Below are 25,772 nucleotides of genomic sequence, written 5' to 3'. Positions count from 1 at the left end.
ATCGCTTCAAAGGCCGGTCTGGCAGCGGATAAACGCCGCATGTCAGGCCGGTTTTTGCGTCAGGAACACCACGGAATTGTAGCGCAGAAAGCCGCCCTTTTCGCCGGCTTTCCAGGCTGCTTCGTAGAGGGCGTGGAGGTCGCCGTCGATGATGCCCGGCATCTCGGAGGGCTTGTAGAAGGCCACATGGCTGGCCACGATGGTGGGCTGGCCGCGCTCGGTCAGCAATTGCGGCAGGTCGTCGCCGAAATCCGTCACCACCAGCGACCCGCCCTGGCGCACCGGATCGCCGTGGTGCACCGGCGGCAGCACGTCCACCCGGCCTGACGCGCCAAAGCGCACCCGGGCGGTGGTGGGATGGCCCTCGTTTAAGGGCACGGTAAAGACATGGCGGCCGCCCGGGGCCAGCACCCGCCAGACTTCGGCGAAAGCCCGCCAGGGATCGGCCACGTGCTCGAACACGTCCTGGGTGACGACCAGATCGAAGGACGCGTCGGGAAAGCTCAGGCGCTCCAGGTCCTCGCAGCGCAGCCCCGACTGGTCGCAGGCCCCGGGCTGGGCCAGCTCGGGCACATATTCTGAACAGACGTAGCCCGGCAGGCAGCGCAAGCGGTCATGGAGCGGGCCGGCCGCCTGGGCCTCGAACACCCGCCAGTCCATCATGGCCGGCAGGGCCTCGGGCAGACGTCGGGCCGGCTCGCCGGCGGCCAACTGGGCCACCACCCGGGCCAGATCGCGGGTCCGGCGGCTGGCCCGGCAGGACGAGCAGCGCGTCTCGCGCAGGCTGAAACCGGGCTTGATCGGCGAAAAAACCGCCTTCTGACCGCAGACCGAGCACAGCCCGTCGGTCTCGAAGACGTTCCATTCCCGGCATTTCGCTTCCGCGTCCATGGCGTTTCTCCCTCGCGCCGGTTCAGCCGACGCGCTCCTTCACCTGCCGTCCTCGCTCAATCCTTTCCCCCGCTTGTGGCTCCCCCGCCCGCCACAGACAGCCAGGGGGTCCGGGGGGAAATCCCCCCGGCGGGTCCAGGGCAGCGCCCTGGCAGGGTCTGGGACAGCGTCCCAGCGGGTGCAGGGCAGCGCCCTGCCGGGTGCAGGGCGCTGCCCTGCTAGATGGCCGGGTCGAGAAGCAGGTTGTCGCGGTGCACGGCTTCTTCGTAGGCGGCTTCGCCGAGCACCTGGGCGATGCGCGTGCTCTTGAGGCCCATGATCTTGCGCAGATCACCGGAAGCGTAGTTGCACAGCCCCAGGGCCACGACTTCGCCGGACACCGCCGCCACCCGCACCATGGAGCCCACCGGGAACTCCCCGGCCACGTCCACGATGCCGGCCGGCAGCAGGCTTTTGCCCTTGTCCTTAAGCGCCCGCACCGCGCCGTCATCCACGGTGAGCGTGCCTTGGGGCTCGTGGTGGTAGGCCAGCCAGAACTTGCGCCGGGTGATGGGCTTGCAGCCCGAGACGATAAACGTGCCCACGCCCTCGTCGCCAAAGGCCTGGGCCAGCGCCCCGTCCTCGCGGCCGGCCAGGATCAGGGTCGGCACGCCGAGCTGGGCCACGCGCCGGGCCGAGAGCAGCTTGGAATACATGCCGCCGGTGCCCAGCGTGGTCTTGGCCCCGCACATGGCGTCGAGGTCGAGATCGGCGATGTTGTCGATGCATTCCATGGGCTTGGCGGCCGGATTCTCGTCCGGGTTCTCGGCGAACACGCCCCGGGCCGAGGTCAGGTTGACGAACAGGTCGGCCCCCACCGTGCCCACGAGCAGGCCGGCCAGGCAGTCGTTGTCGCCGTAGACCAGCTCGGAGATGGCCACCGAATCGTTTTCGTTGATGACCGGCACCGCGCCGAGATCAAAAAGCGTGGACAGGGTGTTGCGCAGATTGAGGTAGCGCTCGCGGTTGTCCAGGTCGTCGCGGGTTAAAAGCACCTGGGCGGCGATGCGGCCGTGGCGGGAAAATTCCTGGTCATAGGCGTGCATGATGCGGCTTTGGCCGATGGCCGAGGCGGCCTGCCGGTGGGGCAGAAACGACGGATCGTAGCGCTCGCCCAGCACGGCCCGGCCGGCGGCCACCGCGCCGCTGGAAACCAGCAGCACTTCGCGCCCCGAGGCCACCAGTTCGGCGATCTGCCGGGCCAGGGAGGCGATGACCAGGGAATCCACGCCGTCCGGGCCGGCCAGGACGGCGCTGCCGACCTTGATGACCACCCGGCGGGCCTGGGACATGACTTGCCGGCGCTTCTCGCGCCAGTCGCTCTGGGCCATGGGCCCTCCTTCTCGCTTGGCTGGCGGGGCTGCCCGCCGGGGAACGGCGACGCGACGCGTCGCCTTGTTGGTTACGACGTTTAGGCCTTTTCATCGGCAATGACGCCGCGGGCCAATTCGGCCTGGGCTTCGGTCCGCGCCCGGACAACTCCCTCAGGGCCGCTGGCCGGCCCGTGGCGGGCGGCAAAAGCGGCGTCGGCCGCGCCGGCGTCGGCGGCGGTCTCCTTGATCACCCGGTCAAGCCAGGGCTTGTACTCGGGGATCACGGGCAAAAGGGGCGGCAACGGCTTGGGCGTGTCGGCCATGGGGCGGCTCCCTGCCTTGGGGCGTTGCTCTCTTCTACAACCTCGCCCGCCCCCCGGCAAGGCGGGTCCGGGCCGCTTTTCAAACCGGGCCGGCGCTGCTAGAGCTTGGGCCGGGAGGATTTGTCGTGCGCATACGGATGTTGGAGCTTTTGACCGGCGCGGCCGAGGCTTCGGGCCTGGCCGTGGTCATCGACGTGTTTCGGGCCTGCACCGTGGCCTGCCACGCCCTGGGCGGCGGCGCGGCGCGCATTCTTCCCGTGGACAGCATCGAGGAAGCCCTGGCGCTAAAGGCTGCCCTTCCCGAGGCCATCCTGGCCGGGGAGCGGCAATGCATAAAGCCCGCCGGCTTTGACTGCGGCAACTCGCCCAGCGAACTGGACGCCTTGGACTTGACCGGGCGCACGGTCATCCACGCCACCAGCGCCGGCACGCGGGGCATTGTCGCGGCCATGGGCAGCGCGGACCGGGTCATCACCTGTTCGTTCGCCAACATGGGGGCCACGGCCCGGGCCATCGCGGCGGCAAACCCCGAGGTCGTCTCCATCGTGGCCATGGGCAAGGCCGGCCTGGCCCCGGCCCCGGAAGACAAGCTGTGCGGCATGTACCTGGCCAACCTGCTCCAGGACGTGCCCAACGCCTTTGCCGCCATCCCCAAATTTTTGCGCGGCACGGCCAGCGCCGAAATATTTTTTGGCGACACGGCCATCGTGCCCGAAGCCGACTTCGACCTGTGCCTGACCCTTGACGCCTTCGACTTTTTCATCGAAGCCGTGCGCGACGACGACGGCCGCCTCACGCTCACCCGTCGCGACGCGCCGCCCATACCGGACCAGCCCGACATGCCGGCCCAAGCCTAAGCCGCGGCGGTCGAAAAAGCAGTACGGTCGCCGTCACGGACCAGACCGGCACACAGGAGCACCCACGGCATGTTGCGCAAGGCGTCGATGCAGGAAGAGCAGTTTTTCGCGGTCTCGCCCATGATGATCTTCCCCCAGACCCTGGGGCGATTTCGGGTCTTCATCCGCCAGGCCGGCCGGTTCGTGCTCTACGCCGCCGAAAACGAACAATTCACCCCGCGCCACCGCCAAAAGCTCCACGACGCCGGCGTCACCGAAGTCTTCATCCGGGGCGAACAGCGCCCGGATTTCAACCACTATATTGAAAAGCACCTGCCGCAGATCCTCACCGACGAGAAAATCCCCGTGCCCGAGCGGGCCAAGGTACTCTACGGCACGGCCGAGTCCGTGGTGCGCGACGTGTTCGAAACCCGCCTGCCCAAGGGCCTGGGCAAGCGCGAATACTCCCGGGTCGTCAGCCTGGTGGAACGCGCCCTGGAATTTCTGGCCTCCAACGAATCCTTGCGGGCCATCGCCGCCCTGACCTCCCACGATTATTCGGTGCATACCCACAACGTGCAGGTCTTCGTCTATACCGCCGCCATGCTGCAAACCATGAAGGTTGACGAGTACACCATGGTCCAGGCCGGCATCGGCGCGCTGCTCCACGACATCGGCAAGACCCGGGTGCCCCATGAAATCCTGTCCAAACCCGGGCCGCTGACCCCGGACGAACGGCTGGTCATCAACACCCACCCCGTCAAGGGCGTGGCTCTGTGCCAGGAAGCCGGGCTGACCCCCACGGCCATGCAGGGCATCCTCCTGCACCACGAACGCGTGGACGGCTCGGGTTACCCGGGCGGCCTCACCGACACGCTTATCCCCGACCACGTCAAGGTGCTGACCGTGGCCGATGTCTACGACGCGCTCACCAGCAAACGGCCCTACGCCGAGGCCCTGCCGCCCTTCCAGGCGCTGCGCCTCATGCGCGAAGAGATGTCCAACCACTTCGACATGGACGCCTTCAAGCGTCTGGTGCTCATTTTAAGCGACGCCAAGATGGTGTAATGCCGACTACATTTCTCAAGACAACGCACAGTGTAAACCACACATTGAGCTATTTTTATATTTATACAACATAACTGGCGTTGTGTTGTATAACAGGCACAAGGAGACGGCATGGCCTTTTTTTCGCGCATCAAATTCGAGGCCGCCCCGGTCAAGGGCGTCGCCTGCCCGGACTGCGGCGGCGTCCTGGTCTTCGAACGCTCCTGCCTGGCCGTCATGCTGGCCTGCCGGGGCTGCGGCAAACGCCACGATCCGGCCCGCTTCGCCGCCCAGCTCGGCGACGACATGGACGAAGTGTACGCCAATGTGCCGATGGATAGAATGTAGTGATGTAGTTGAGATGGAAGACAAAGAGGGAAGAATGCCTCCGGCGGCCAAAGGGGCTGAGCCCCTTTGGAAACCCCGTATGGGGTGTTGGCGGCCGGTTGGTTTCAGGCGGGCGGAGAGCCCGGGAAGGAGCAAAAATGGCGACTGGCGTGTGGGACGGCCTCGACAAGGACCGGGTGGCCAAGGCCATGGTCACGGCCTTTTTGAGCGACGAATATTTGGAAGCCCTGGCGGCGGTCAACAACGCCGAGAATCCGGCCGAGCTAGCGGCGGCACGAACCCAGATCAAGGACCTCATGGTCCTGTGGCGCGAGGAAGCTCCGGAATACGCCTTCGTCATCGACGCGCTGTATATCTTCTCCGAGAAAATACAGCTGCAGCTGACCGGAGAGGCGGGCTAGCAAGCTCTTGACGCCCCCCGCCCCAGCCCCTATGGTGACCCTCCCAAAGGGGAGTAGCTGTTTCGGGCAGGGTCAACATCACTGCGGCACGTCAGCCGCCTGGCCCTGCCGTCGGTCCCTCGGAACCGATCGGCGAGACCTTTGGCATGCCTACGCGTGCCAAGGTCTTTTTTTTGGCCGCGTCAACACCGAGGAGATTCCATGAAAAAACTGCTTCCTCTCTACATTGCCGTGGCCGCCACCCTGCCAGGGCTGTTCTGCTTCCTCTTTTCCGTCCACCCCTCGCCGCCGGCCACCGCCGCCATCGCCGGCGCGGCCATCTTGGGCGCGTCGTTTCTGCTCCTATGGGCCTGCGACGTGGCCCAAAACGACATTCCCCAAGCCCTGGCCCTGGCCGTGGTCGCGCTCATCGCCGTTTTGCCCGAATACGCCGTGGACATGTACTTCACCTGGATGGCCGGCAAACACCCGGAATCCGACTATGCCCACTTCGCCATCGCCAACATGACCGGGGCCAACCGGCTCCTGATCGGCGTGGCCTGGACCCTGGTCGCCTTCCTGGTCTGGTGGCGCACCAAAAAACCCATCATCCTGGAGGGTGAGCGTCGCACCGAAGTCCTGTTCCTCGGTCTGGCCACGGCCTACGCCATCTCCATACCCCTGTCCGGGTCGCTGACCTGGGTGGACGGCGCGGTGCTTATTGGCCTCTACGTCGTCTACATCGCCATCGCCGCCCGGCGCGAATGCGAGGAACCCGAGCTTGAAGGCGTGGCCTGCGTCATCGGCGCGCTGCCCAAGGGCCTTCGCCGCCTTTCGACGCTCGGCCTGTTTCTTTTCGCCGCCGGCGTCATCGTGGCCAATGCCGAGGCCTTCAGCGAGGGCCTCGTCGCCACCGGCCGCATCTTCGGGGTCAACGAATTTTTGCTCGTCCAGTGGCTGGCCCCCATCGCCTCGGAAGCCCCGGAAGTCATCGTCTCGGTCATGTTCGCCCTGCGCGGCATGGGCGGGCTGGCCCTGGGGAGCCTTATTTCCTCCAAGCTCAACCAATGGACGCTCTTGGTCGGCATGATCCCCGGCGTCTACGGCGTGTCTTCGGGCAGCTTTGCCGTGCCCATTCCCCTGGACGGCGTGCAGATGCACGAGATCATGCTGACCGCCGCCCAGTCGCTTCTGGCCGTGGGCCTGCTCGCCGGCCTGCGCCTGGACATCCGGGGCGCGCTGCTGCTGTTTGGCCTGTTCCTCGGCCAGTTCCTGGCCCCGGCCGTGCCGGAGGCTTTCTGGAACCTCTTCCCGGGCCACCTCGACGGCAACGAGGTACACTTCCTCTTCACCTTCCTGTATATCGGGGTCTTCGCCCTCATGCTGCCACGCACCGGCCGCCACCTGCTGGCCCTTGTCCGCCCCGCGCGCCACAGCGCCTCTTGACGCCGGGCCGGCCCGGCCCTATGGAACCCGCCCGCCCCGGAGCAGCCCTCCGGGGCGGGAACCGCCGCCAGGAGGTCCGCCGCCATGGACCAGACGTTTGCCCTGCCCATCTACCTCGACCTGTTCGCCGTGTTCCTCATGGCCGCCACCGGGGCCATCGAGGCCATCCGCCGCGAGTTCGACCTCGTCGGCCTGCTCGGCCTGTCCTTTGCCACAGGCGTGGGCGGGGCGCTTATACGCGACGGCATCTTCCTCCAGGCCGGCGTGCCGGCCGTGGTGCGCAACCAGGACTATCTCTACGCCGTGGCCGGCGCTGCCCTGGCCTGCCTCATCTTCGGCCGCCGGGCCGTGTTGTCCGAGCGTTTCGTGGCCCTGGTGGATGCCGCCGCCCTGGGAGCCTACGCCGTGGTCGGCATGGAGAAATCCCTGGCCTTTGGCCTGGATTTCGCCCCGGCCGTGCTGGTCGGCACGGTCAACGCCTGCGGCGGCGGCATCCTGCGCGACGTGCTCATGCGCGAGGAGCCCATGGTGTTTCGCCCGGGCCAGTTCTACGGCCTGGCCGCCCTGCTGGGCTGTCTGACCTACCCCTTCCTGCGCCAGACCTTCGGCCTGCCGCCGCTGACCTCGGCCTTTGTCACCATCGCCTTTACCTTTCTTCTTCGTGTGCTGGCCATCACCCGCAACTGGCGCACCGTCCCCGTGCGCGACCATGGCCTGTTTCGCCGCCGCAATCCGCCTGTGGCTTGACGCCGCCTCCCCGGCCGCGTCTATAAAGGATGAGGGTCCGCAACCGGCGGCCCCATCCGCAAGCCAGGGGGAATGTCCGTGAAGCGACCCATCACCACGCTTTTGTGCGACGTCGGCGGCGTCATGCTCACCAACGGCTGGGACCGGCAGGCCCGGGCCGAGGCAGCCAAGCGCTTCGGCCTGGACGCCGCCGAAACCGACGAACGCCACCATCTCACCTTCGACGCCTACGAAGAGGGCAAGCTCTCCCTGGACGAGTATCTCGACCGCACGGTGTTTTACGCGCCGCGTTCCTTTGACAAGGCGACCTTCCGGGATTTCATGCTGTCGCGCAGCGCGCCCCTGTCCGACATGCTGGCCTATGTGCGCGGACTCAAGGCCCGGCACGGCATCCGCATCGTGGTCGTCAACAACGAGGGCCGCGAACTCAACGAGTACCGCATCCGGGCCTTCGGCCTGGGCTGTTTTGTCGACGCCTTCGTGTCCTCGTGCTTCGTGGGCATGCGCAAGCCCGACGCCGGCATTTTCCGCCTGGCCCTGGACGTGGCCCAATGCGACCCGGCTGACGCGGTCTACATCGACGACCGGGCGCTTTTCGTGGAAGTGGCCGCGACCCTGGGGGTTCGCGGCGTGGTCCACCGCGACGCCGCGTCCACGGCCCGAGAGCTGGAGGCTCTGGGCGGTTTCGCCGCCGTATGCCTCGGCAGCGATGGCTGAGGCGCGGCGGCTATTTTTCGGCATGGCCGCCGGCCGTTTGGTCGCTGACGCCCTCGGCGCGAGGTCACGCGTTATCGCCCCGGCCTGACCCGAAGACGGTCCATCAAGCCCATGCCGGTCCAGGCCGGCTCATCGCCCGGCCCGGCCGGGGCTTCCCAGGCCGTCCCAATTCCGGTACGAGGCGGGGGTAAATTGTCCGGCCACGCGCCGGCAGTCTCAAGGAGTCACGAACATGACCAAGATCGCCATTCCCTCCCGCGACGGGCAGGTGGACGAGCATTTCGGCCACTGCGGCTATTTCACGGTGCTGACCATCGGCCCGGACAAGAGCGTCGTCGCCGAGGAGACCTTTTCCCCGCCGGCCGAGTGCGGCTGCAAGTCCAATCTGGTCAACGACCTGCTCGCCATGGGCGTCACGGTGCTCATTGCCGGCAACATGGGCCAGGGCGCGGTCAACAAGCTGCGCCAGTCCGGCATGACCGTGGTGCGCGGCGCGTCCGGCCCGGTCCACGAAGCGGCGGCGGCGTTTCTCGCCGGCATGCTCAAGGACCGCGACGAACTGTGCACGGCCCACGGGCATACCTGTTTGCATTAGGCGGCTGGCCGAGAGGCTAGGCTGACACGCGACAAAGCCCGGGACCACGGCATGGTCCCGGGCTTTGCCGTTGTCCCGAGGCGGAACAACTGCGGCTGTAATTTTTTCCGCCTCCCCACGTCCGCCCGCCCATTCATAAAAGACAATAAAATAAACGCCATAGCGACCTCGCGCCGCCCGCCCAAACCGCCGCATCCGGTGCATAATCACCCCAACCCGCCAACATCGCGCCGTTTTTTGCCTCGATTGACTCTTTGGCCGCATCCTCGCATATATGCTGCGACGTTGGCGTTGGTCCGCCCCGCCCCAGGCGGCGGCGGGCAGCCGTAAGAGGGAATCCGGTGCAAGTCCGGAACTGCCCCGCAGCGGTAAGCGAAAACGAACCCCGCAACCAAGCACTGGGCAAGAGCCCGGGAAGCCGCGGGAACTAGGAAACCGGCCCACACCGGGCCGACGCGTTCGCAAGTCCGAACACCTGCCGACGCCCGCCGGACGCATCCGTCCGGCGCATGAACCAGGGAGCCTCGCGGGAGGGCTGCCCGGCCTGCCGTTTCGCGCCATGCGTTTTTCGGCCGCCGTCGCCCCTCCCCTGCCCGACGACAGTCCGCCCAGGGAGAAACGCATGTCCGAGCCGATGGAACACGGCAATTTGGCCCTTACCCCCACCTCCGACCGCCACGACGCCGTCGACGCCGCCGTCGACCAGCCCGTGGTGGCCGCCATCCCCTCGCGCATCCGCAAGCGCGACGGCCAGATCGTCACCTTTGACGCCGACAAGATCCTGTCCGCCATCCGTCGCGCCGGCGCCGCCACCGGCGAATTCGGCGAGGACGAGGCCTGGCTGCTGACCGCCCAGGTGGTCAAGGTCCTCTCCCACCGCTTCATCGGCCAGATCCCGGACATCGAACGCATCCAGGACATCGTCGAGCAGGCTTTCGTCTCGGCCAACCATTTCCGCACCCTTCGCGCCTACTCCGTCTACCGCGAACAGCGCGCCCGCCTTCGCGAAGACAAGAAGACCGTGGTGGACGTGGCCGCTTCCATCAACGAATATCTCGACCGCCAGGACTGGCGCGTGGCCGCCAACGCCAACCAGGGCTATTCCCTGGGCGGGCTTATCCTGAACGTCTCGGGCAAGGTCGTGGCCAACTACTGGCTCTCCCACGTCTACCCGCCCGAAGCCGGAGCGGCCCACCGCGACGGCGATCTCCATATCCACGATCTCGACATGCTGTCCGGCTACTGCGCCGGCTGGTCCCTGCGGATGCTTTTAAGCGAAGGCCTTAACGGCGTGCCCGGCAAGGTGGAAGCCAAGCCGCCCAAGCACCTCTCCAGCGCCGTGGGCCAGATCGTCAATTTCCTCGGCACGCTGCAAAACGAATGGGCCGGCGCCCAGGCCTTTTCCTCGTTCGACACCTACATGGCCCCGTTTATCCGCAAGGACAACCTGGGCTACGAAGAAGTGCGCCAGTGCATCCAGGAGTTGATCTATAACCTCAATGTCCCGTCGCGCTGGGGCACCCAGACGCCGTTTACCAACCTCACCTTCGACTGGACCTGCCCCGAGGATCTGGCCGGCGACCATCCGGTCATCGGCGGCGAGGAGATGGCCTTTACCTACGGCGAGCTCCAAACCGAAATGGACATGATCAACCGGGCCTACATCGAGGTCATGACCGCCGGCGACGCCAAGGGCCGCGTGTTCACCTTCCCCATCCCGACCTACAACATCACCAAGGATTTCCCCTGGGAATCGCCCAATGTGGACATCCTGTTCGAGATGACGGCCAAGTACGGGCTGCCCTACTTCCAAAACTTCCTCAATTCCGACCTCACCCCGGGCATGGTGCGCTCCATGTGCTGCCGGCTCCAGCTCGACCTGCGCGAGCTGCTCAAGCGCGGCAACGGCCTTTTCGGCAGCGCCGAGCAGACCGGGTCCGTCGGCGTGGTCACCATCAACTGCGCCCGCCTGGGCCACACCCATCGCGGCGACGAAGCCGGCCTTCTCGCCCGCCTCGACGCGCTGCTGGAAATTGCCCGCACCACCCTTGAGATCAAGCGCAAGGAGATCACCCGCCGCATGGACGCCGGGCTGTTCCCCTACACCAAGCGTTACCTGGGCTCGCTGCGCAACCACTTCTCCACCATTGGCGTCAACGGCATCAATGAAATGATCCGCAATTTCACGAACGATGCCGAGAATATCGCCACCGAGGCCGGCCACGCCATGGCCGTGCGCCTGCTCGACCACGTGCGCGCCCGCATGACCGAGTTCCAGGAGCAGACCGGCCACCTCTACAACCTCGAAGCCACCCCGGCCGAAGGCACCACCTACCGCTTCGCTCGCGAGGACAAGAAGCGCTACCCGCGCATCCTCCAGGCCGGCCCGGCGCAAAAGCCCTACTACACCAACTCCTCCCAGCTGCCCGTGGGCTTCACCGACGATCCCTTCGAAGCCCTTTCGCGCCAGGAAGAGCTCCAGCGCAAATACACCGGCGGCACGGTGCTCCACCTCTACCTCGGCGAACGCGTCACCAGCGCCGAGGCCTGCAAAAAGCTCGTCAAGCGGTCGCTGTCCGGCTTCGCCCTGCCCTACGTCACCGTGACGCCGACGTTTTCCATCTGCGACGTCCACGGCTACCTGACCGGCGAACACGAGACCTGCCCGACCTGCGCCGCCGAAGGCCGCACCCAGGCCTGCGAAATCTGGACCCGCGTCATGGGCTACTACCGGCCCAAGTCGGCGTTCAACGTCGGCAAGCAGGGCGAGTACGACGAGCGGGTGTGTTTTAAGGAACCGATGGATAACTAAAGAGAATATGCCTCCGGCGGCCGGGAGGGGGTCACCCCCTCCCGGACCCTCCCGATACGGGGGATCACAGGACGGCGCGGTCGTGGCGATGGGCCACGGCCGCGCCGTTGGCGTTGGGCGGCCTTGCGCGCCGCCGCCGAGAGGGCTAAGGGACGCGACATGAACGGTCTTATCATCGGCGGTGTCACGCCGCTCTCCACCCTCGACTTTCCCGACGCCCTGGCCGCGGTCATCTACTGCCAGGGCTGCCCCTGGGGCTGCCCCTACTGCCACAACGAACCGCTGCGCGAAATCACCGACGCCGTGGAGCACGACAGCGCCTCGGTGCTGGCCTGGCTCGAAGGCCGCAAGGGCCTGCTCGACGCCGTCGTCTTCTCCGGCGGCGAACCCACGCTCCAGGACGGGCTGCCCGAAATGCTGGCCGCCGTGCGCGCCATGGGCTTCCACACCGGCCTGCACACCACCGGCATGTTCCCCAAGGCGCTTTCCGCCGTGCTGCCCCTGTGCGACTGGGTGGGCCTGGACATCAAAGCCCCCCGCGCCGCCTACGACCGCATCGCCGGAGTAGCCGGCGGCGGCGAGGCCGCCTTTGCAAGCCTGGCCCTTATCCTCAAAAGCCGCGTGCCCTTCGAGACCCGCACCACCTGGCATCCCGGGCTATTGGCCGAAGACGAGTTGACCGCCCTGGCCGGAGAGCTGGCCGCCGCCGACGCCGGCCGCTGGGTCATCCAGGCCTTCCGCCCCGACGGCTGCGCCGACGCCGATCTGGCCGCCGCCGGACCGGCCGTGTTCCCCCCCGACCTCGTCGCCCGCCTCCAGGCCGCCGCGCCGCGTTTGATTATAACGACGAGAGTTTAGGAGAGGGGGATGCCTCCGGCGGCTGGGGGCCTGAGGCCCCCAGCCCCCCCACATAGGGAGGCGGATGATCGTATGGACAGTTTGTTTATTAGTTCCAGGGTGAGCATCCCCCTGGCGGAGATTGATTTTATCGCCGCCCGCAGCGGCGGTCCCGGCGGCCAGCACGTCAACACCACCAGCTCCAAGGTGACGCTGCTCTTTGACCTCGACGCTTCGCCAAGCCTCACCGACGCCGACAAGGCGCGTATCCGCGAGGCGCTTACCGGCCGCATCGCCAAGGACGGCGTGTTGCGCGTGGTCTCCCAGACCAGCCGCAGCCAGTTCGCCAACAAGGAAATCGCCCTGGAACGCTTCGCCGCGCTGCTGCGCGAGGCGCTGACCCCCCGGCCGCCGCGCCGCAAGACCCGGGCTACCCTGGCCTCGAAACTGCGCCGCCTGGACGACAAGAAACGCCAGGGCGAACGCAAACGCCAGCGCCGGGACTTTGGCGACTGATCTCTCCGCCGCAAAAACGGCCGGAAAACTTGCGCCGGCCGGCCTTGGCGACGCCGTAGGCTCGGCCCATGCTCCAGGCCGCCTCCGGCAGCGCGCCAGGACGCTTGTCCAGAACCGCAGCCGCGCCTTGACGCCCGGCCGCGCCCTGGGCTAGGGGAAGCCAGACTTCCGCCATGGCGGCAGCGCCGCCCAATGCCTGATCCGGAGCACCCCCGCATGTCCTCACTGGAACACAAGCGCCAGAAATCCTCTTTTTGGCTGTCCGCCAGCCGCGACCAGGCCCGGGACACCGGCATGGCCCTGACCCTGGTCGCGCTCATCGTCTTTTTCGTCACCCGGGAAATCCGCTATGTGACCATGGCCACGGCCATCCTGCTGCTGGACATGATCTGGCCTTCCTTTTTCAAACCCCTGGCCAAGGTCTGGTTCGGCCTGTCCCACGTGCTCGGCACGGTCATGTCCAAGGTGATCCTGACCCTGACGTTTTTTGTGGTGCTCACGCCCATGGGCCTGCTGCGTTCCCTGCTCGGCAAGGACCCCATGCAGGTACGCCAGTTCAAGCAGGGCACGGACTCCGTGTTCAGGGTCCGCGACCATACGTTTACGGCCGCCGACGTCGAACAGCCGTTTTAACCATCGGCCGAAGGCCGCTTTGACATCACTCCCGCGCCCCGCGCGGGTCCACCTGGAGGCGATATGGAATTTCTGCGTGAACTCTGGGGCTTTTTGCGTGTGCGCAAAAAATTCTGGCTGCTGCCCATCATCCTGGTGCTGCTGCTTTTTGGCGTGCTGGTGGTCCTGACCAGCGGCTCGGCCGTGGCCCCGTTCATCTATACGCTTTTCTAGAACCGACCCCGTGCCCACAACAGGGGCGTCAGGCTGCCCGCAAAACGCTCCAGGCGCTTTGCCATAACGCGACAATAGCCCCGGGAAGGGCCGCGCGCCGACGCACTCGGCCCTTCCCCGCGTCACTCCCATCCCCCTGGGCCGCCTGGCCGCCCCAGGGGACGCAACCCCGCCAGGACAGCACATGGCCGAATACATCCTGGGTTTATCCGCCTATTACCACGACTCCGCCGCGGCGCTGTTGCGCGACGGCGTGGTGGTCGCCGCCGCCCACGAAGAGCGGTTCACCCGCAAGAAGCACGACGCGGATTTTCCGCGCCAAGCCGCCGGCTACGTGCTGGCCGAGGCCGGCATCGAACTGGCCGACCTCTCGGCCGTGGCCTTTTACGACAAGCCCTATCTCAAGTTCGAGCGCCTGCTCGAAACCTACCACGGCTTTGCCCCAAGCGGCCTGCGCAGCTTTCTTTCGGCCATTCCGGTGTGGATCAAGGAAAAGCTGTTCATGAAAAGGATGCTGCGCGAGGAGCTGGCCAAGCTCGGTCCGGGCAAGCCGCGCATCCTTTTTCCCGAGCATCACCTCTCCCACGCCGCCTCGGCCTACTACCCCTCGCCCTTTGACGAGGCCGCCATCCTCACCATCGACGGCGTGGGCGAATGGTCCACCACCACCATCGGCGTCGGGCGCGGCAAGGACATCACCTTCCTGCGCGAACTCGACTTCCCCCATTCCGTGGGCCTGCTCTATTCCGCCTTCACCTACTACTGCGGCTTCAAGGTCAATTCCGGCGAATATAAGCTCATGGGCCTGGCCCCTTACGGCATCGAAGGCTCGGAGCGGGTCGAGGACTACAAGGCCAAGATTCTCGGCGAGCTGGTGGATCTGCGCGAGGACGGCTCCCTGCTCCTCAACATGGCCTATTTCAACTACGCCACCGGCCTGACCATGTGCCGCGACCGCAAGTGGGAGGCGCTTTTCGGCCTGCCTCGCCGGGCCGCCGAGACCGAACTCGGCCAGGAGCACATGGACATGGCCCTGGCCATCCAGCAGGTCACCGAAGAGGTGGTCCTGCGCCTGGCCAGAACCGCCCGCACGCTCACCGGCTGCGCCAACCTCGTCATGGCCGGCGGCGTGGCGCTCAACTGCGTGGCCAACGGCAAGCTGCTGCGCGAGAACATCTTCGACGACGTCTGGATTCAGCCGGCCGCCGGCGACGCCGGCGGAGCCCTCGGCGCGGCCCTGGCCGCCTGGCACATCCAGGGCGGCCACGAGCGCACGCCGCTGCCGGCCGGCTGCCGCGACCGCATGGAAGGCTCCTACCTCGGGCCGCGGTTCACCCGGGCCGACGCCCTACGCCTGGCCGCCCGCCGCGAAGCGCCCCACACGCTCTACGAGGATTTCGACGCCCTGTGCGTCCGGGTGGCCGACCTGCTGGCCGACGGCAAGGTCGTGGGCTGGTTCCAGGGCCGCATGGAATACGGCCCCCGGGCCCTTGGCGGCCGCTCCATCCTGGGCGATCCGCGCAATCCCGAAATGCAGAAAAAGCTCAACCTCAAGATCAAATACCGCGAAGGTTTCCGGCCCTTTGCCCCGTCGGTGCTGGCCGAGGCCGTGTCCGAATGCTTCATCCAGGACCGGCCCTCGCCCTACATGCTGCTGGTGGCCCCGATAGCGGAGAATCTGCGCCATCCCCTGCCTGACGGCTACTGGCAAAAGCCCATGTTCGACCGGCTCTACGTCAACCGCTCGACCCTGCCGGCCATCACCCACGTGGACTTCTCGGCCCGCATCCAGACCGTGCACAAGGACACCAACCCCCGCTACCACCGCCTCATCGAAACCTTCCGCGACCGCCACGGCTGCCCGGTGGTGGTCAACACCAGCTTCAACGTGCGCGGCGAACCCATCGTCTGCACCCCCGAGGACGCCTACCGCTGCTTTATGCGCACCGAAATGGACTACCTCGTGGTCGGCGACTGCCTGTTTGGCAAGGACGACCAGCCCGAATACGCCGAATCCGGCGACTGGCGCGGGGAATACGAGCTGGATTAAGGCGAGGACGAAGAGATAAAGAGGCCTCCGGCGGCCGGGGGGCTTAGCCCCCCGGACCCCTTGGCTGGACGCGGTCGGTCGGGTGGTGCCGCGTCGGCGGGCGGAAGAATAGGGCGGCTGGAATCAGGCTTGGTCTTGGGGCGGCTTCCGCCCCAAGACCAAGCCTGATTCCAGCCGCCAACTCGCCAAAAATGGCCCCGAAGCGGGGCCATTTTTTTTGGTTATGCCCCCCGTTGAAAGTTTTTGGGGAAGGAGGGGGCGCGGGGGAGGAAACCCCTTTTTGCAAAAAGGGGTTTCCTCCCCCGCATTCACGCGCCTACTTGCACAACCACAGGGCGGCGCGGTCGATGCCGCGCAGGATCTTGAGGCTGGTGGTGGCGAAGATGTGCTCCAGCGACGACGGCTTGTGGCTGGTGCGGCCGATGGCCACGGCGGCGTATTTGCCCTCGTTTGCCTCGGCAAGAATGGTGCGGGCCGGGTTGGCCGACGTCATCACCTTGATGGCAATGCGGCTGTCGTCCACGCCGTTAGCCTTGATCTCGGCCAGGGCGCGGCCGAAGATCTGTTCGGCGTCGATGCAGCGGTCGTCCGAGCAGACATGGAGCAGGGTGATGTTGTGGTCGGGTTCGTTGCGGACCATGAAGCCGGCGTGGTCGGCCACGCGCATGCACTCCTCGGAGCCGTCCACGCACACCAGCACGTTCTTGCGGCCTTTTTCCGGATTGCGGCAGATCCAGATGGGGAAGGTCAGCGATTCCCACAAAATGCGATGGGAGATGGAATCCGTGACCATCTCCTCGAACCAGGACAGGCCGCGCCGGCCGAGCACGGCCGCGTCGTAGAGCCCTTCCTCGGATTCGCGCACGATCTCCTTGACCGTGCCGAGCTTGCCGTTGGAAAATTTCACCGCCACCTGATCATCGCCAAATCCCATGGAGCGCAGCCATTCCTTGGCCTTGGCCATGGCCGGCACGCCGTGGACGGCCTTGTCGTGCTCGATGTGCACAATGGCCTCGGGATTGGCTTCGAGGTCGATGGGGTCAAGTCGCCAATCGGGCTTTCGCGGCACGACATAGAACAGCGTCAGCTTGAGTTCGCTGCGGTTGGTGAAGAAATGGTGCACGAAACGCAGGCTTTGCGACGTGTGGTACTCGTCGCTGACGGTCACCAGCAGATGTTTGTCCATGGCCTGCCCCCCTGGGCGGGATCGTGGGATACGGGTTGCGCCAAAACGGCCGGAGGCGTCCGCCGACGGTGACGAGGGCGAGCGGCTCATGGAATCCCGTCATGATTGCGGCGTGTTGCCTTCCCGTCCCGAAAGCCGTTTCCAGTGTTCCGGTTTGTGCAAAACACACGGGCGGTTATGATTTATGGCATAAAACATCTTGCGCCAGCTTGAAAAGGGGATATTCTACTCTTCGAGGTTGATTATCAACTTCAAGGAGAAGGCTGATGGATACGCTGATTGTTGTCGTGATCGTGGCCGTGGCGGCCTGGTACGTGGTGCGGAAGTTTTTCGGGAAAAAGGGCGGTTCGTGCGGTTGCGGCTGTTCCGGCGGCAACGGTTCCTGCGGCGGCGGGTCGGGGCCGGACAAGCCGTCGTGCTGCGAGCCGGGCAAACGGTTGTAGGTTGCGCCCGAGGATAGCCCCCTTTTTGACAGGGAAGGAGGCCTGAAGCGTTCGGCTCTTGCCTGATGCCGCCTCCTGATCGCCAATCCGAAGGCTGCCCCGGTGAGTCTGGCCTCTTGGCCGAGTCCGGGACAAAAGGCCCCTCTCTTCCCGTTTGGCCCGTTTCGGCGTGCCAGAGGCGCGGCGGTCCTCCCCGTCGTCTGTTACGGCCCGGCCTGAGGTTACGTCAGGCCGGGCCGCGCGTTTAGAAGCTCTCGAAATCGCTGTCCTGGCCCTTGTCGGCCAGTTCGATGCGCGCGCCCTGGGTGGCTTTCTTGCCCGGAGCCAGGGCAGGCTTGCCCCGGCCCGGCATGGCCCGGCGCGACGACGCGGGCGGAGCATGCCGGGGCAGGTCGATCTGGAAAAAGGCGATGGTGGCCCGGAGCTGTTCGGCCTGGCCGGAAAGCTCCTCGGCGGTGGAGGCCAGTTCCTCGGAGGCGCTGGCGTTTTGCTGCACGGTCTGGTCGAGCTGCTGCAAGGCTTTGTTGATCTGCACCACGCCGGAACTTTGCTCCTGGCTGGCGGCGCTGATTTCCTGGACCAGATCGGCGGTGCGTTGGATGTTGGGCACGAGCTGGGCTAAAAGGCCGTTGGCGGCCACGGCCACCTCGGTGCTGTCCTTGGCCAGATTGGTGATTTCCGAGGCGGCCTGCTGGCTGCGTTCGGCCAGCTTGCGCACCTCCGAGGCCACCACGGCGAAGCCGCGCCCATGCTCGCCGGCCCGGGCCGCTTCCACGGCGGCGTTTAAGGCGAGCAAGTCGGTTTGCCGGGCTATTTCCTCGATGATGTTGATCTTGCCGGCGATCTCCTTCATGGCGGCCATGGTCTGGGTCATGGCCTCGCCCGAGGCCTTGGCGTCCCGGGCGGCGGCGGCGGCGATGGCTTCGGTCTGCCGGGCGTTATCGGCGTTTTGCTGGATGCCGGCGCTCATTTCCTCCATGGACGAAGACGACTGTTCCACGGCGGCGGCCTGTTCGGTGGCCCCTTGGGAGATGGCCTCGGCCGAGGCCGAGAGTTCCTCGCTGCCGGCGGCCACGTTGTCGGCCCCGGCTTGGAGGTCCAGGGCGATGCCGGTCAGGGCGTCGATCATTTTGCCGAAGGCTTCAAGCAGGACGTCGTTCTCCGAACGCTTGGCCACGGCCACCCGCAGGTCGCCGTCGGCGATGCGGCCGGCCTGTTCGGCCACTTCCCGTTCCGAGGCGGCCAGTTTGGCCATGGAGATGAGCAGGCTGTCCTTGGGCCCGCGCGGGGAAAGATCAGCCGAGAGGTCGCCCCGGGCCATATGGCCGGCCTGTTCGGCCACTTGCCGTTCGGAGTCGGCCACCAGCCGCAGGGCATCGGCCAGCCGGCCCAGCTCGTCGCGCTGGCGCACCTCCAGGCTTTGTTCCAGATCGCCCTGGGCCAGGGCCTGGGCATAGGCGATGCCGGCGGCCAGGGGCTTGGTGATGCCCCGGGCGGTCAGCACGGAGACGATGAGCGCAAGCACGGTCCCCAGGGCGGTCAGGCCGATCAGCACGCGGGTGGCCATGGCGCGTTCGGCGTCAAAGGCCGCGTCGCCGGCCAGATTTTCCTTGGCCAGGGCTTCGGCGATGCCGGCCAAGGGCTTGAGGGTGGCCTCGCGCAGCTCGTCGGCCTGGTGGTCAAGCTCGCGCACTTCGGCTTCCAGGCTTTCAACAGATTCGTGCTTGACCTGGGCCTGTGCAATGGCTTCCAGTCGCGGCAGCATTTTTTTATCCAAAATATCAATATATTCTTTGTAGCTGTCCGAGAACTGGCTCGCAAGCTCCCGTTCCTCGGCCGTGTCGACCGAAGCCAGGACGGTTCGAATATCAGCCTTGCTTTGTTCCCGGACCCTAGTGAGATGCTTGTGAGTTTCAGCCAAATTGCGGTTGATCTGGGCATCGCCGATGACCGAGTAGAAATTGCTCACCCGCAGGGACACGTCCATGATGGCCTGGCTGTCTTTGGAGCGTCGCGCGCCCTCGTCCTGGATCACGCCCAGGTGTTCCATGGTCAGGGCTTGTTGCAGGGCCAGGGCGATGAAAATGGCGATGACCAGGGCAAAACCGCCGCCTAACTTGTAGCCCACTCTGACGTTTTTAAACATGCCGCCTCCTTTGCGCTGCTTACGGACCGGCTCTGGGAGCCATGAGCGTTTCGGGACAGAATCGAGTGAACAAGAAAAGAAACTGTTTCATAACTGCTATAAGAAACGTGCATCTTATCCAAGCCCTATCCGGTGATGACGGCGAGAATTTTGTGCTTCGTTCCGGTGCGAAAGCCACGGCCTGGCTGGGGCACAATCCGCCGTGGGGAAGCCGTGTTCCTGAAGCCCGCGGACAAACGGCGAAACCAGGGCGAAACCCACGGCAACAGGCGGTCTTTGGCGGGAAAGCCTGAGTCGCGGGCAAGGGGGATGGGGGGAAATCGTCCTGACGGCTGGTCGGGCCAGGTCGTTGGTCTGCAAAACGCCTTTTCCCGCAGGCGGGACCCAAGGCCCAGGCCTAGCAGGCGGTAAAAAACGCACACGCCGCCGGCCGGCCCGGGGCAGGGCCGGCGGCGCGCAGGCTCAGGCGTTGTGGCGGACCCAGGAGACGATGTCGGCGGCGCTTCGCGCTCCAGAGATCCGGGCTTTTTCGCGGCCGCCCTGGAACAGGGCCAGGGTCGGCACGCCCTGGATGCGCATCCGGGAAGCAATGGCCGTCTCGGCCTCGGTGTCGCACTTGGCCAGGATCACCCGGGGGTGGAGCATGGCCGCGGCCTGGTCGAAGGCCGGAGCCATGCCCCGGCAGGGGCCGCACCAGGGGGCCCAGAAATCCACCACCACCGGTAGATCGGACTTGGCCAGGAACACGTCGAAGTTGGCCGAAGTCAGGGTCACGGGATGGGGGGACAGGATGGGCGCGCGGCATTTGCCGCATACCGGCCCGCTGTCCAGGCGGCCGGTCTGCACCCGATTGACGGCCCGGCAGGCCGGGCACACGGCGTGGATGGCGTCGGCTTCAGACATGGCGTCCTCCGGCAGGGGCTTGGGTGTTGGCTTAAGCCCGCGTCCAACCAGACAAATAATGCGGCCGAAAGCGTTAGCAAGAGGCTCGGCGGCCTAATCGCTCATGGCGAAGTCCACGCGGATCTTGAACAGCCGGTCGGCGGGCAGATTGAGGATGGCCACGCCGGTTTGTTCGGTGATGGCGGCCAGGTCCTGGCGGATGGCTTCCCGGGAAGGGCCGATCATGGTGAACCAGATGTTGTAGCCATGGGCGCGCAGGTAGTTGTGGGTGACGCCGGGGTGTTCGTTGACGGCCTTGGTGAAGGCCTCGAACTTGTCCTCGGGCACGGCGGCGGCGCACAGGGTGGATTTGAAGCCGATTTTCGCCGACTGGAAGTTGGCCCCGATGCGGCGGATGATGCCCGAGGCCCGCAGGGCCCGCACCCGGGCCAGGGCTTCGGCTTCGGTCAGGCCCACCTGCTCGCCGATGGCGGCATAGGGGCGCGGGGCAATGGGGAATCCGGTCTGGATGAGGTCGAGAATGCGCTTGTCGGTGGCGTCCATGGTTACCGTACTTCGGTTTGCGGGGGCGCTTCGCGCTCCACCCGGTTGCGTCCGCCGTCCTTGGCCCGGTACAGGGCCGCGTCGGCGCGTTTGAGCAGATCCTCGGGGCTGTCGCCCGGCCGCCAGGCGGCCAGGCCGAAGCTGGCCGTCACCCGGCCGACCCCGGCAAAGGGTTCGTCGGCCACGGCCCGGCGCAGGCGCTCGGCCAGCTCGGCCGCGCCGGCCAGATCGATGCCCGGCGCGGCCACCACGAATTCCTCGCCGCCAAACCGGGCCAGCCGGTCCACCTGACGCAGGCTGGCCGTGAGACGCCGGGCCAGCTCCACCAGCACGGCGTCGCCGGCGTCGTGGCCGTGGCTATCGTTTATGTGCTTGAAGTGGTCGATGTCCAGCAGGGCCAGGGAGAACGGCGTGGCGTAGCGGGCGGCCCGGGCGGTCTCGGCCTCCAGGACGTCGCCGAGCTTGCGCCGGTTAAGGGTGCGGGTCAGGGGATCGCGGTTGGCCAGGTCGAGCAGTTCCCGGCGTTCCAGCTCCAGTTCGGTGACGTCGGCCAGCATGAGCAGGCATCGGCTGCGTCCGGGCAGGCGGCTGACGGCCGCCTGAAAGACGTGGGGCGCGGCGTCGGGCCGGTCGGGATGCACCAGATGCAGACGGTGGTCGCGGTCCAGGGCGTCGTCGGGCAGACGGCCGGCCCAGGCGGCCAGGCCTTCGGCCGGCGGCTCGGCCAGGAAACGTTCCAGGGGCGTCCCCTTGGCCTTGAATTCGCCAAGGCTCCCCACGCCGAGAAAGCGCAGGAAGGCCCGGTTGAGGCCAAGGAGTTCGCCGCCGGCGAAAATGGCCGAAAGATGGGGGATTTCGTCCAAAAGCCGCTTGGCCAGACGCCAGCCGTCCTCGGCGTGGCGGCGGGCAGCGATGTCGGCGGCGGCTTCGTCCAGGGCGGCCTCGGCCAGTCCCGGCGACAGCGGCAGGGGGAGCAGGCGCAGCCCGGGCAGGGCCACGGCGGCCAGGACCGCCGCGATGTCTCCGGGCGTGCCGGCCAGGAACACGGACGGAGGGCTCTCGCCGCCCACCAGGGAGGCCAAAAGCGGGGCCGTGGGGCCGTCTGGCAGCCGCGCGGACACCACGGCCAGATCGGGCCGGCCCAGGGCCAGGGCGGCTTTGGCCTCGGCCAGGGTCCGGGCCGTGACCAGGGCGGACCTGGGGCCAAGGGCCTCGGCCAAAAGCGCGGCCACGGCCGGATCGGCCTCGGCCACCAGGGCCGTGAGACGGCGGGAAGGAGCGCTTGGCGGACTGGGATGATGCGGCATGGGCCGGGCCTCCGTCATGAAACCATATGATGAATTACGCCCCTTGTCATCGCTGCGGGAATGGGACACAGTGGCATGGTCGGCAATGTCCGGCAAGGAGGCGAACCATGCGCGGTCATCGAGCCATTCTGGCGTTTGCCGCCCTGTGCTGTTGCCTGGCTCTCGGTTTGGCGGTCCGCGAGGCCGCGGCCCAACCGCCGCCGGTGGTGGTCTATCCCCCAGGCTACTATCCGCCCTATCCCGGCTATCCTCCCTATCCCCCTGCTCCCTATTATCCGTATCCGCCGCCGGCCGTCGTGCCGGGGCCGGGCATCGTCATCAATCCCTGGCCGTTTATCGTCGGTCCGGGACCGGGCTATGGCCCGCGTCCGGTGGGGCCGCCGCCGGTTCCTCTGCCCGGGCCGGGGTTTGGCCCCGGGCCGCGTCCCGGGCCGGGCATTGGTCCCATTGGCCCCATCGGCCCGGTGGGGCCGGGGCCGCGTCCCTTGGGGCCTGGCATGGGTCCGGGCATGGGGCCTGGACCGGGCCGGCCGGGCCGGTAGACGGCGCATTTCCGGGCGACGTCGCCCTGCCTTGGCCGCGAGGCGGGGCGATGGCCGGCCGGAGACGGGGCAAGAGCCGCCGGTTGGCGGCGAAACGGCGAGGGCACGGCGTCCGCGCCAGACAAGGAGTGTTCATGTTGCGTCTTATCCCGCTTCTTCTGGTCGGACTGCTCCTGGCCGGCTGCGCCGGCAAGGGAACCCAGCGCCCGGAACTGGCCGGCGCGCCCACGGTTTATGCCGATGTGGTCTCGCCGCCAAACCCCGTGCTCGTGGGCTGCTTCATGCGCTCGCGGCCTTCGGAATACACCCGGCCCAACAGCTACCGATATTGTCTGGTGGAGAAAAAGGGCAAGTGGGCCGTGTATTATGATTGGCGCGACGGCAAGTCCGGCGAGGAGCACAAGGGCTGGATGGCTTTCACCATCGAAGGGGATAAACTCATCAGCGGCACGGAACCGAGCAGTTATGTGGTCAAGGACGGCGCGGTCTGGCACAGCTACGGCGGCCGGGACACGTTGCACCGCATGTTGCCGGATTAACGCCCCGGCCGCCCGATTCGTCCAGCCTGGGCCGGCTTGCCGCGTGTTCCGAAGAGGAGGGTTTGATAAAGCCCGTGGGCCAGCCGCCACGCTCTCCTTTTCATGCCGAATCGACCGGCGAACCGTTGCGGCGTGTCGCGGGCGTGTCCCCGTTTCAGGATTTGCCTGGCGCTGAAAGCCCAAAAAACCTTTTCAGCATGTTCTATTTTTATTAATCTCAAGCAGTTTCCAGCCACGGCGTTGCAGGCGGCTGAACAGGCGTCGATGTTTGCAGGGGCGGCGCGGCGGCTACAGGCGGATGCGCGCGTGGCGCGGCGGCCAAGGTCGGGCTTGTGTGACGGCGACATGCAGCTTGGAGGAGAGACGTCATGGCGAACACCACAAAATTTTTCCAACGGGTCAGCGTCAAGCTGTCGATCAGCTACATTGTGCTGGTTGTCGCCCTGATCGCGGTGGGCTTTACCGGCTACTACGCAGCCAAGGTCATCAGCGGCAATCTGGAGACGCTTTTCACGCGGTTGTTGCCAAGCATCGACAAGCTTATCGAAGCGGACCGGGATCTGCATCAACTGCTCGTGGCCGAGCGCTCCATGCTCTTTACGGACACCAGCGACGAGCGCTTCAAGAAACTGCAGAAAGCCTACGCCGACAATCTCAAGCAGACCAAGGAGCGTTTCGGCGTATTCAAGTCCCTCATGACCACGCCCGAGGAAAAGCAGTTCGCCGCTGAGTTCGACCAGGCCCTGGCCAAGTGGGAGGCGACTTCCGCCAAGGTGGTCAAGGCCCGGCTGGCCGACACCGAGGCGTCCACGGCCGAGGCCATGGCCCTGTCCATGGGCCAGGCCGACGAGCAATTCGAATTCATGCGGGAGTTCATCAACAAACTGACCGAACTCAATTTGAATTACGCCGAGGTCCGCAACGCCGAATCCAAGGCGCTGTATGAAAAGACCGAGGTGATCATCGCCTCTCTTACCGGGGCCATGATCCTTTTCGCCGCCATCACCGGCCTGCTCATCACGCGGGGGCTGTTACGCCGTCTTGGCGGCGAGCCTGAGGAGATCGCGGCCATGGCCCGGCAGGTGGCCGTGGGCGACCTGTCCCTGACGTTTCATGACGGGGCGCACCCCCAGAGCATTTACGCGGCCATGCGGGCCATGGTGGCCTCCTCGGCCGAGGTGGCCCAGGCCGTGGCCAAGCTGGCCCAGGGCGACCTGGACGTGAACATCGCGCCGCGCTGCGAGGCCGACGGCCTCATGCGCTCCCTGGCCACGCTGATTGCCGCCGAGAAGGACATCGCCGATCTGGCCGGCAAGCTGGCCCTGGGCGACCTGGACGTGGCCGTGGCCAAACGTTCGGAAAACGACCGCCTGTTGGCCGCCATCGAGCGGCTGGTGGCCGCCGAAAAGGACATCGCCGCCATCATGGGCCGCTTAAGCAAGGGCGAGCTGGCCGTGGCCGTCACGCCGCGCGACCCGGCCGACCGGCTGCTCCATTCCCTACGCGGCATGATCACCCGGGTCAGCGCCGTCATCCGCGAGGTCCAGGACGGCTCGGTGAACGTGGCCTCAGGCAGCGAGCAGCTCTCGGCCTCGTCCTCGGCCCTGTCCCAAGGGTCCACCGAACAGGCCGCCGCCATTGAGGAATCCTCATCGGCCATGGAGCAGATGGCCTCCAGCATCGGCCAGACCGCCGACAACGCCAAACAGACCGAAGCCATCGCCGTCAAGGCCGCCCGGGACGCCAAGGCCTCGGGCGAGGCCGTGGTCCAGACCAAGTCCGCCATGAAGGCCATCACCGGCAAGATTTCCATCATCGAGGAGATCGCCCGGCAAACCGATCTGCTCGCCTTAAACGCCGCCGTGGAAGCGGCCCGGGCCGGCGAACATGGACGCGGCTTCGCCGTGGTGGCCTCGGAGGTGCGCAAGCTCGCCGAGCGCAGCCAGGCCGCCGCCGCCGAGATCACCAATCTGGCCGCCACCTCCACCGACATCGCCGAAACCGCCGGCCAACTGCTGGAAAAGCTCGTGCCCGACATCCAGCGCACGGCCGAGCTGGTCCAGGAAATAAACGCCGCCAGCCAGGAGCAAAGCCAGGGTGCCAGCCAGGTCAACCAGGCCCTGCAGCAGCTCGACCAGGTCATCCAGCAAAACGCCGCCGCCGCCGAGGAAATCGCCTCCACCTCGGAGGAACTCTCGGCCCAGGCCGCCCAGCTCCAGCAGACCAGCGCCTTTTTCCGGGTGGAGCGCGACGAGGACGAGGACAACCTCCGCCCGGCCGCCGCATCGGGCCGACGCGCCTTCATACCGCCGACCACGGCCGGCAAGGCCCTGCCGCGCCCGACCGGCGGCAAGACCGGCGGGTCGCTCATCAGTCTGGACGAGGAGGACCCGGCCGACAGCCGGTTCGAGCGCTACTAG

The 25,772-nt window shown here is 66.5% G+C and carries 26 protein-coding genes and 1 riboswitch; of the genes, 18 read left to right on the top strand and 8 right to left on the bottom strand.

What is annotated here, in order from left to right; all coding sequences use genetic code 11:
• Positions 1-42: 42 nt before the first annotated feature.
• The 3 genes from C3Y92_RS01060 to C3Y92_RS01050 all read right to left on the bottom strand — a co-directional run bounded on the left by C3Y92_RS01060 (position 43) and on the right by C3Y92_RS01050 (position 2,566).
• A complete protein-coding gene (locus C3Y92_RS01060; protein ID WP_129348665.1) occupies positions 43-891 on the bottom strand; it encodes a class I SAM-dependent methyltransferase in 849 nt (282 codons plus the stop codon).
• Positions 892-1,109: 218 nt separating this feature from the next.
• Positions 1,110-2,261: a glutamate 5-kinase gene (gene proB / locus C3Y92_RS01055; RefSeq protein ID WP_129348663.1), complete on the bottom strand. Its 1,152-nt coding sequence runs from the start codon at positions 2,259-2,261 to the stop codon at positions 1,110-1,112.
• 80 nt (positions 2,262-2,341) lie between these two features.
• Complete coding sequence (locus C3Y92_RS01050) at positions 2,342-2,566, bottom strand: hypothetical protein (protein ID WP_129348661.1); 225 nt, start codon at positions 2,564-2,566, stop codon at positions 2,342-2,344.
• A gap of 125 nt (positions 2,567-2,691) precedes the next feature.
• On the opposite strand from C3Y92_RS01050, the gene C3Y92_RS01045 reads away from it, so the two are divergent.
• The 14 genes from C3Y92_RS01045 (at position 2,692) to C3Y92_RS00985 (ending at position 15,743) form a co-directional block, all read left to right on the top strand.
• Complete coding sequence (locus C3Y92_RS01045; RefSeq protein WP_129348659.1) at positions 2,692-3,423, top strand: 2-phosphosulfolactate phosphatase; 732 nt, start codon at positions 2,692-2,694, stop codon at positions 3,421-3,423.
• Positions 3,424-3,492: 69 nt separating this feature from the next.
• Positions 3,493-4,470 (top strand): HD-GYP domain-containing protein, encoded by a 978-nt coding sequence (locus C3Y92_RS01040; RefSeq protein ID WP_129348657.1) that lies wholly within the window; start codon positions 3,493-3,495, stop codon positions 4,468-4,470.
• Positions 4,471-4,581: 111 nt separating this feature from the next.
• The gene (locus C3Y92_RS01035; RefSeq protein ID WP_129348655.1) at positions 4,582-4,797 is read left to right on the top strand and encodes a dual CXXC motif small (seleno)protein; all 216 of its coding nucleotides are present in this window, start codon (positions 4,582-4,584) and stop codon (positions 4,795-4,797) included.
• Between the two features lie 137 nt (positions 4,798-4,934).
• Entirely contained in the window at positions 4,935-5,198 is a 264-nt protein-coding gene (locus tag C3Y92_RS01030) for a hypothetical protein (RefSeq protein WP_129348653.1), read from the top strand.
• 201 nt (positions 5,199-5,399) lie between these two features.
• Positions 5,400-6,623, top strand: coding sequence for a sodium:calcium antiporter (locus C3Y92_RS01025; protein WP_129348651.1), 1,224 nt, complete (start codon positions 5,400-5,402; stop codon positions 6,621-6,623).
• 84 nt (positions 6,624-6,707) lie between these two features.
• Complete coding sequence (locus tag C3Y92_RS01020) at positions 6,708-7,370, top strand: trimeric intracellular cation channel family protein (protein WP_129348649.1); 663 nt, start codon at positions 6,708-6,710, stop codon at positions 7,368-7,370.
• 72 nt (positions 7,371-7,442) lie between these two features.
• Positions 7,443-8,087: an HAD family hydrolase gene (locus C3Y92_RS01015; protein ID WP_207214019.1), complete on the top strand. Its 645-nt coding sequence runs from the start codon at positions 7,443-7,445 to the stop codon at positions 8,085-8,087.
• Between the two features lie 232 nt (positions 8,088-8,319).
• A complete protein-coding gene (locus tag C3Y92_RS01010; RefSeq protein WP_129348645.1) occupies positions 8,320-8,682 on the top strand; it encodes a NifB/NifX family molybdenum-iron cluster-binding protein in 363 nt (120 codons plus the stop codon).
• Positions 8,683-8,957: 275 nt separating this feature from the next.
• Positions 8,958-9,179, top strand: a riboswitch (cobalamin riboswitch).
• Positions 9,180-9,304: 125 nt separating this feature from the next.
• A complete protein-coding gene (locus C3Y92_RS01005) occupies positions 9,305-11,494 on the top strand; it encodes a ribonucleoside triphosphate reductase (protein ID WP_129348643.1) in 2,190 nt (729 codons plus the stop codon).
• Between the two features lie 159 nt (positions 11,495-11,653).
• Positions 11,654-12,352: an anaerobic ribonucleoside-triphosphate reductase activating protein gene (locus C3Y92_RS01000; protein WP_129348641.1), complete on the top strand. Its 699-nt coding sequence runs from the start codon at positions 11,654-11,656 to the stop codon at positions 12,350-12,352.
• A gap of 72 nt (positions 12,353-12,424) precedes the next feature.
• Positions 12,425-12,847 carry an alternative ribosome rescue aminoacyl-tRNA hydrolase ArfB gene (arfB, locus tag C3Y92_RS00995; RefSeq protein ID WP_129348639.1) on the top strand — a complete coding sequence of 141 codons (423 nt, stop codon included), beginning with the start codon at positions 12,425-12,427 and terminating at the stop codon, positions 12,845-12,847.
• Between the two features lie 216 nt (positions 12,848-13,063).
• Positions 13,064-13,480 carry an SxtJ family membrane protein gene (locus tag C3Y92_RS00990; protein ID WP_129348637.1) on the top strand — a complete coding sequence of 139 codons (417 nt, stop codon included), beginning with the start codon at positions 13,064-13,066 and terminating at the stop codon, positions 13,478-13,480.
• Positions 13,481-13,543: 63 nt separating this feature from the next.
• Positions 13,544-13,693: a DUF5989 family protein gene (locus tag C3Y92_RS21025; RefSeq protein ID WP_006922045.1), complete on the top strand. Its 150-nt coding sequence runs from the start codon at positions 13,544-13,546 to the stop codon at positions 13,691-13,693.
• A 184-nt stretch (positions 13,694-13,877) separates the two neighbouring features.
• The gene (locus C3Y92_RS00985) at positions 13,878-15,743 is read left to right on the top strand and encodes a carbamoyltransferase family protein (protein WP_129348635.1); all 1,866 of its coding nucleotides are present in this window, start codon (positions 13,878-13,880) and stop codon (positions 15,741-15,743) included.
• 316 nt (positions 15,744-16,059) lie between these two features.
• Here the strand turns inward: C3Y92_RS00985 and C3Y92_RS00980 are convergent, their stop codons facing one another.
• Positions 16,060-16,929, bottom strand: a complete 870-nt coding sequence (locus tag C3Y92_RS00980) for a universal stress protein (RefSeq protein ID WP_129348633.1) — start codon at positions 16,927-16,929, stop codon at positions 16,060-16,062.
• A 266-nt stretch (positions 16,930-17,195) separates the two neighbouring features.
• Here C3Y92_RS00980 and C3Y92_RS00975 point away from each other — a divergent pair, with 266 nt between their 5' ends.
• Entirely contained in the window at positions 17,196-17,372 is a 177-nt protein-coding gene (locus C3Y92_RS00975) for a FeoB-associated Cys-rich membrane protein (protein ID WP_129348631.1), read from the top strand.
• A 244-nt stretch (positions 17,373-17,616) separates the two neighbouring features.
• On the opposite strand, the gene C3Y92_RS00970 is transcribed toward C3Y92_RS00975, so the two are convergent.
• The 4 genes from C3Y92_RS00970 to C3Y92_RS00955 all read right to left on the bottom strand — a co-directional run bounded on the left by C3Y92_RS00970 (position 17,617) and on the right by C3Y92_RS00955 (position 22,271).
• Positions 17,617-19,518: a methyl-accepting chemotaxis protein gene (locus C3Y92_RS00970; RefSeq protein WP_129348629.1), complete on the bottom strand. Its 1,902-nt coding sequence runs from the start codon at positions 19,516-19,518 to the stop codon at positions 17,617-17,619.
• A gap of 462 nt (positions 19,519-19,980) precedes the next feature.
• Entirely contained in the window at positions 19,981-20,421 is a 441-nt protein-coding gene (trxC, locus tag C3Y92_RS00965) for a thioredoxin TrxC (protein WP_129348627.1), read from the bottom strand.
• A gap of 93 nt (positions 20,422-20,514) precedes the next feature.
• Positions 20,515-20,964, bottom strand: a complete 450-nt coding sequence (gene ahbA / locus C3Y92_RS00960) for a siroheme decarboxylase subunit alpha (protein ID WP_129348625.1) — start codon at positions 20,962-20,964, stop codon at positions 20,515-20,517.
• A 2-nt stretch (positions 20,965-20,966) separates the two neighbouring features.
• Positions 20,967-22,271, bottom strand: a complete 1,305-nt coding sequence (locus tag C3Y92_RS00955) for a GGDEF domain-containing protein (protein WP_129348623.1) — start codon at positions 22,269-22,271, stop codon at positions 20,967-20,969.
• Between the two features lie 107 nt (positions 22,272-22,378).
• Here C3Y92_RS00955 and C3Y92_RS21020 point away from each other — a divergent pair, with 107 nt between their 5' ends.
• The 3 genes from C3Y92_RS21020 to C3Y92_RS21750 all read left to right on the top strand — a co-directional run bounded on the left by C3Y92_RS21020 (position 22,379) and on the right by C3Y92_RS21750 (position 25,772).
• Complete coding sequence (locus C3Y92_RS21020; RefSeq protein ID WP_165352038.1) at positions 22,379-22,813, top strand: hypothetical protein; 435 nt, start codon at positions 22,379-22,381, stop codon at positions 22,811-22,813.
• Between the two features lie 134 nt (positions 22,814-22,947).
• On the top strand, positions 22,948-23,352 hold the full coding sequence (locus tag C3Y92_RS00945; protein WP_129348619.1) for a hypothetical protein: 405 nt from the start codon (positions 22,948-22,950) through the stop codon (positions 23,350-23,352).
• Between the two features lie 368 nt (positions 23,353-23,720).
• Positions 23,721-25,772: a HAMP domain-containing methyl-accepting chemotaxis protein gene (locus C3Y92_RS21750; protein WP_328591056.1), complete on the top strand. Its 2,052-nt coding sequence runs from the start codon at positions 23,721-23,723 to the stop codon at positions 25,770-25,772.

Source organism: Solidesulfovibrio carbinolicus, assembly GCF_004135975.1.
Taxonomy (GTDB): Bacteria; Desulfobacterota; Desulfovibrionia; order Desulfovibrionales; family Desulfovibrionaceae; genus Solidesulfovibrio; species Solidesulfovibrio carbinolicus.
The sequence above is the reverse complement of the archived record's forward strand: the minus strand, read 5'-3'. Positions and strand labels throughout refer to the sequence as shown.